The following is a 6,047-nucleotide window of genomic DNA, read 5'->3' on the forward strand; positions in this document are numbered from 1 at the left end:
AGTCGTACGTTCTGGGGCGCGAGTCGTACGTTCTGGGGCGCGAGTTGCCCGTTCCGGACCCGCGAGTTGCACGTTCCGACCCGCCTGGTCCCACTGTCCGGCGCGCCGGGACCAGATCGCGAGACCCGGCCCTGTCCTCATGCCCGCGGCCCGTTCGCGCTAGTTGTCCCGTCCCAAGCACGTGAAGGCCACCTTCACCACGTCAGACGTCATGAAGGGGGCCTTCACCACCCTGGCCGGACCCAACCAGCGCCCCCAGCAACGGCATCAGCGGCCGCCGCGCAGCCAGTCCTCGAGCTGCGCGGCGGTCTGCCCGGCGAACTCCTGGGTCACCGAGAAGTGGTCGCCCTCGGCCGCCCGGACCAGGTCGCCCTCGGCGAGCAGTTCCCGCTGCTCCGGCGTGGGCTCGGCGGAACCGCCGCAGCGCAACAGGATCTTCGGCGCGGTGGTGGGGTAGCTGGGCATGTCGGGCAGCCGGTTGAGCCACAGCGCCATGGCCAGCAGCCGGGCACTGTCGACGACCATGTGGTGGTCCCTGAACTCCGTCATCACGTCCTGGAACATCGCCACGTAGTCGGTGCCGTCGGTGGCCGAGTGCCGCAGGCTGAGGGTGTCCAGCAGGGCGATGCCCTCCGGGCGGACGCCCCAGTGGTGCTCCAGCATTCCCGCCGCCGCGATCGCGATCACACCGGCTGTCGACTGTCCCAGCAGGACGAACGGTTCGCCGTCACTGGCTTCCAGGATGCTCTCGGCCATGACCCGGGTGGCGGCGTCTGCCGTGGCGGGCAGACGCTCGCCGGTGACGAAGCCCGGCAGCGGAAGCGCGACGACCTTCCGGCTGCCCTGGAACCGCTCGGCGAGCCTGACGTACTGGTGCGCCCCGCCGACCACGACCGGGGAGCTGATACAGATGAGCTGCGGGCTCGCGGCACCGTCGGCCAGGGTCACCGCGGCGGGCAGTTCGGCCAGCTCCGCCGGGTTCTCGAAGGTCGGCCGGAGCGCGGCGACGGCCTTGAGCATGGCGAGCGCCTCGGTGGGTTTGCCGTCGCGCAAGCCGTCGACGAACATCCGGCTGATGGTGTCGCCGCCGTCGCCAGCCGGGTCGCCGAGCTTTCCGGCGAGCTGGTCCCGCAGCCACCTGGCGAGCCGGGCCGGCGTCTGGTGGTCGAAGATCGCGGTCGTGGGCAGGCGCAGCCCGACGGTCTCGGACAGCTTGTTACGCAGCTGCACCGACAGCAGCGAGTCGAAGCCCATCTCCAGGAACTCGCGTTCCGGGTCGACCGCGGCGGCGTCGGAGTGACCGAGGACCGCGGCCGTGTACTCGGTGACCAGGCGGCTCAGGACGCGGTCGCGTTCGGCGGCGTCCTGGCCACGCAGCCGGTCGAGCAGGGTGGCCGCGGCGGTCTCGGTGTCGCCTGCCGCGGCCCGGCGGCCGGGTGGCAGCAGACCGTGGAACAGCGGCGGGACCTCGGTCCTGGCCCGCAGGCCGACGGACAACCGCAGCGCGACCACCCGCGGCTGCCCCGCCGCGACGGCCGTGTCGAACATGGCCATCCCCTGGGCGGCGCCGATCGGTGTCAGGCCGGCGATGGGCCGGGTTCCGCCGGTCATGCCCAGGTCGGCCCACGGGCCCCAGGCAATGGACACCGCGGGCAGTCCCAGGCTCCGCCGGTGGGCGGCGAGCGCGTCCAGGTAGGAGTTGGCGGCCGCGTAGTTGCCCTGCCCCTGGCCGCCCAGCACCCCCGCGACCGACGAGTACAGCACGAACCCCGCCAGGTCCCGCCCGGCGGTCGCCTCGTGCAGGTACCAGGCCGCGTCCGCCTTCGGCGCGAACACCCCCGCCAGCCGGTCCGGCGTGAGCGACTCCACCACGCCGTCGTCCAGGACGCCGGCCGCGTGGACCACCGCGGTCAGGTCGTCGATGCCGGCCACCAGCGCGTGCACGGCGTCCCGGTCGGCCACGTCGCAGGCCACCACCTCCGCGCCCAGTTCCAGCAGTTCGCCCGCGCTCTCGGCGGCCGGCCCGCGGCGTCCGGCCAGCACGACCCGCCGCTGGCCCCGCTCCAGCAGGTGCCGGGCCAGCAGGCCACCCAGCCCACCGGTGCCGCCGGTGATCAGCACCGTGCCGCCGGGGTCCCACGCCGGGGCGGGTTCGTCCGGTGTGGACAGTGGGGCGAGCCGGGGGACGTGGACCGTGCCGTCCCGCACGAGCAGGTGCGGTTCCCCCTCGGGGAACGCCTCGGGAAGCTCCTGCCCCGGGGCGAGGTCGACGAGCAGGAACCGGCCGGGATGCTCGGCCTGCGCCGACCGCACCAGTCCGCCAACGGCCGCCCCCGCCAGGTCGCCGCGGGTGACGAACACCAGCGTGGAGTCCCCGTGGCGTTCGTCGGCCAGCCACCGGCGCAGCAGTTCCAGGACCCGGCTGGTCGCCGCCAGCGCGGGGCCGTCGTCCACGGACACGAGCACGACGGGCGGGAGCACGTCCCCGGCGAGCAGGTCGTCGAGTGACCCGGCGCCGAGCTCGGCCCAGCCGTGCCGCGGGACGGGCTCGGCCGCCGGCGCGGGCACCCAGTCGAGCTGGAACAGCGAGTTCCGGCGGGCGCCGCCACCGCTGGACACGGCACGCAGCACGAGCGTGCCGACCGTGATCACCGGGTTGCCGAGCGGGTCGGTGGCGGACAGGGTGATCCCGTCGGGTCCGCCGCTCCAGCGCACCCGCAGCGTCGTCGCGCCGCTCGCGTGCAGGTTCACCCCGCGCCAGCTGAACGGCAGCAGGCCGCGGCCGGTCTCGGCGTCGATGAACGCTCCCGCCTGGACCGCGGCGTCCAGCAGTGCGGGGTGGATCCCGTATCCGGTGCCCGCCGCCCGGTCCGGTTCGGCAAGTGCGACCTCGGCGAAGTACTCCTCGCCCCGCCGCCACGCGGCACGCAGGACCTGGAACGCCGGGCCGTAGACGGGCCCGGTCTCGGCGAGCCGGTCGTAGAAGCCGTCGAGGTCCACCTCCTCCGCGCCGGCAGGGGGCCATTCCTCGGTGGCCGGCGCGGCGGGTTCGGCGGGTGCCAGGACGCCGGTGGCGTGCTGGAGCCAGTCGCCGTCCAGCGTGTCGGCGGGCCGGGAGTAGATGCCGACGTCGCGGTGATCGGAGTCGTCGGCCGCGCCGACCCGCACCTGGATCACGACGCGTTCACCGTCGGCCAGTGGCAGTGGCGCGGGGAAGGTCAGGTCCGCCAGCTGGTAGCGGCCGACCTGGTCGGCGGCGTGCAGGGCGAGTTCGACGAATCCCGTGCCGGGGAACAGGACCGCGCCGCCGACCGTGTGGTCGGCCAGCCACGGGTGGGTGTCCAGCGACAGCCGGCCGGTCAGCACCGCTCCCCCGCCGTCGGCCAGGGTGAGTGCCGCGCCGAGCAGCGGGTGCCGCGCCGGGTCGAGGCCGAGACCGGCGGCGTCGCCGCGGTTGGCGGGCCGGGGCCAGTAGCGGGCTCGCTGGAACGGATACGTCGGCAGGTCGGTCAGGGACGCGCCGGGGAAGAACGGGGTCCAGTCCACCGGGACACCGGCGACGTGCAGCGTCGCCAGCGCGCGTAGCGCGGCGGGTTCCTCCGGCTGGTCGCGGACCAGCAGCGGCACCGCGACGGCGCTCGCGTCGATCTCCTGTACCGCGGCGCAGAGCGTGGCGTCCGGTCCCAGTTCCAGGAACCGGGTGGCGCCGGACCGTGCGACCGCGTCGGCGAACCGCACCGGCTGGCGGACCTGCCGTACCCAGTAGCCCGGCGATCCGAACACCTCTTCGGTGTCCACAGTGGATTCCACGGCGATTTCCGGTTCACCCACGGTGATCCCGTCGATCGCCCGGGCGAACCCGGCCAGCATCGGCTCCATCAGCGGCGAGTGGAACGCGTGACTGGTCGCCAGTGTCCTGGTCCGGTCGAACCGCCCGGCCACCTCCTTGACGGCGGCCTCGGCCCCGGACAGCACCACGGCGTCCGGGCCGTTGACCGCGGCGATCGACACGCTGTCGGTGAGCCATGGCCGTACCTCGGCCTCGGACGCCCGGACCGCCACCATGGCCCCGCCCTCCGGCAGGGCCCGCATCAGCGACGCCCGGGCCCGCACCACGGAGCACGCATCGGCCAGCGACAACACACCCGCGACATGCGCTGCGGCCAGCTCCCCGATGGAGTGGCCGACCAGGACATCAGGCCGCACACCCCACGACTCCACGAGGCGGAACAACGCCACCTCAAGCGCGAACAACGCGGGCTGCACCCACCCGGTGTCCGCCACATCCTCACCCGACACCGGCACGCCCAGCTCGGCCACCACCGCGTCGAACGCCTCCGCGAACACCGGAAACCGCTCATACAGCTCCCGGCCCATCCCCAGCCGCTGCGAACCCTGACCCGAGAACACAAACGCGGTACGCCCGGCCCCGGCAACACCCCGCGCCACCTCGACCGTCGAATCACCAGCCAACAGCACGGCGCGGTGCTCGAACACCGACCGCCCCGTCACCAGCGAAAACCCCACATCCACCGGCGACGCGTCCACCTCGGCCAGGCGAGCGATCTGCTCACCCAGCGCCGCCTCCGACCGCGCCGACACCACCCACGGCACCAGCCCACCACCCGGCGCATCCCCACGCTGCTCGTCCGGCCCCTGCTCCAGCACCACGTGGGCGTTCGTGCCACTGATCCCGAAGGAGGACACACCGGCCCGGCGCGGGCGGTCCACAGCGGGCCACGGGACATTCTCCGTCGCCAGCTCGACCGCACCCGCCGACCAGTCCACATGCGACGACGGGCTGCTCACGTGCAGGGTCTTCGGGACCTCGCCGTGCCGCATCGCCTGCACCATCTTGATCACCCCGACCGCCCCGGCGGCGGCCTGCGTGTGGCCCAGGTTCGACTTCACCGAGCCCAGCAGCAGCGGGAACTCCCGGTCCTGGCCGTAGGTCGCCAGCAGGGCCTGTGCCTCGATCGGGTCACCCAGCGACGTTCCGGTGCCGTGTGCCTCCACCACGTCGACGTCCGCCGTGGACAGTCCGGCCGCGGCCAGCGCCGACCGGATCACCCGCTGCTGCGACGGGCCGTTCGGCGCGGTCAGCCCGTTGGACGCACCATCGGAGTTCACCGCCGAACCCCGCAGCACCGCCAGCACCCGGTGCCCGTTGCGCTCGGCATCCGACAACCGCTCCAGCACCAGCACACCCACACCCTCCGACCAGCCGGTGCCGTCGGCGTCGTCGGAGAACGCCTTGGACCTGCCGTCGGCGGCGAGCGCGCCCTGGCGGGTGAAGCCGGCGAACCGCAACGTCGTCGACATCACGGTCACCGCACCGGCCAGCGCGAGCGAGCACTCGCCGGCACGCAGCGCGTGCGCGGCCAGGTGCATCGCCACCAGCGACGACGAGCACGCGGTGTCGACGGTCAGCGCGGGCCCTTCGAGTCCGAGGGTGTAGGCCACCCGCCCGGCGAGCACGCTGGCGGCGAGACCGGTTCCGGCGTGGCCGTCGGTGTCCTCGTCGGACATCAGGATCAGGTTGCCGTAGTCCTGCCCGTCGGTGCCCGCGAACACCCCGGTCCGGCCGCCACGCAACGACGCCGGGTCGATCCCCGCCCGCTCGACCGCCTCCCAGGAGGTCTCCAGGAACAGCCGCTGCTGCGGGTCCATGGCCAGTGCCTCGGCCGGGGAGATGCCGAAGAACCCGGCGTCGAAGTCTGCGGCATCGTCCAGGAAACCGCCTTCGAGGGTGACGCTGTGCCCGCGGCCGTCGCCGCTGAGGGTCTCCAGGTCCCAGCCGCGGTCGGCCGGGAACGCCGAGATCGCGTCCCGGCCGTCCGCCACCAGCTCCCACAGGTCCTCCGGGCTGCGCACACCGCCGGGGAACCGGCAGGCCATGCCCACGATCGCCACCGGCTCCTGCCTGCCGGCCTCCACCTCGGCGAGCCGCCTGCGGGTCTCGTGGAGATCCGCGGTGACCCACTTGAGGTAGTCGACGAGCTTGCGGTCCTCCGCCATCTCGGTGCCCTTCCTTGCCTCCCGCCGGG

1 protein-coding gene is annotated in these 6,047 nt (G+C 73.7%); it reads right to left on the minus strand.

Annotation, left to right across the window (positions count from 1 at the left end):
• Positions 1-267: 267 nt before the first annotated feature.
• Entirely contained in the window at positions 268-6,018 is a 5,751-nt protein-coding gene (locus EWH70_RS12565) for a type I polyketide synthase (protein ID WP_130475497.1), read from the minus strand.
• Between the last annotated feature and the right edge of the window lie 29 nt (positions 6,019-6,047).

This window comes from Amycolatopsis suaedae, from assembly GCF_004214935.1.
Taxonomy (GTDB): Bacteria; Actinomycetota; Actinomycetes; order Mycobacteriales; family Pseudonocardiaceae; genus Amycolatopsis; species Amycolatopsis suaedae.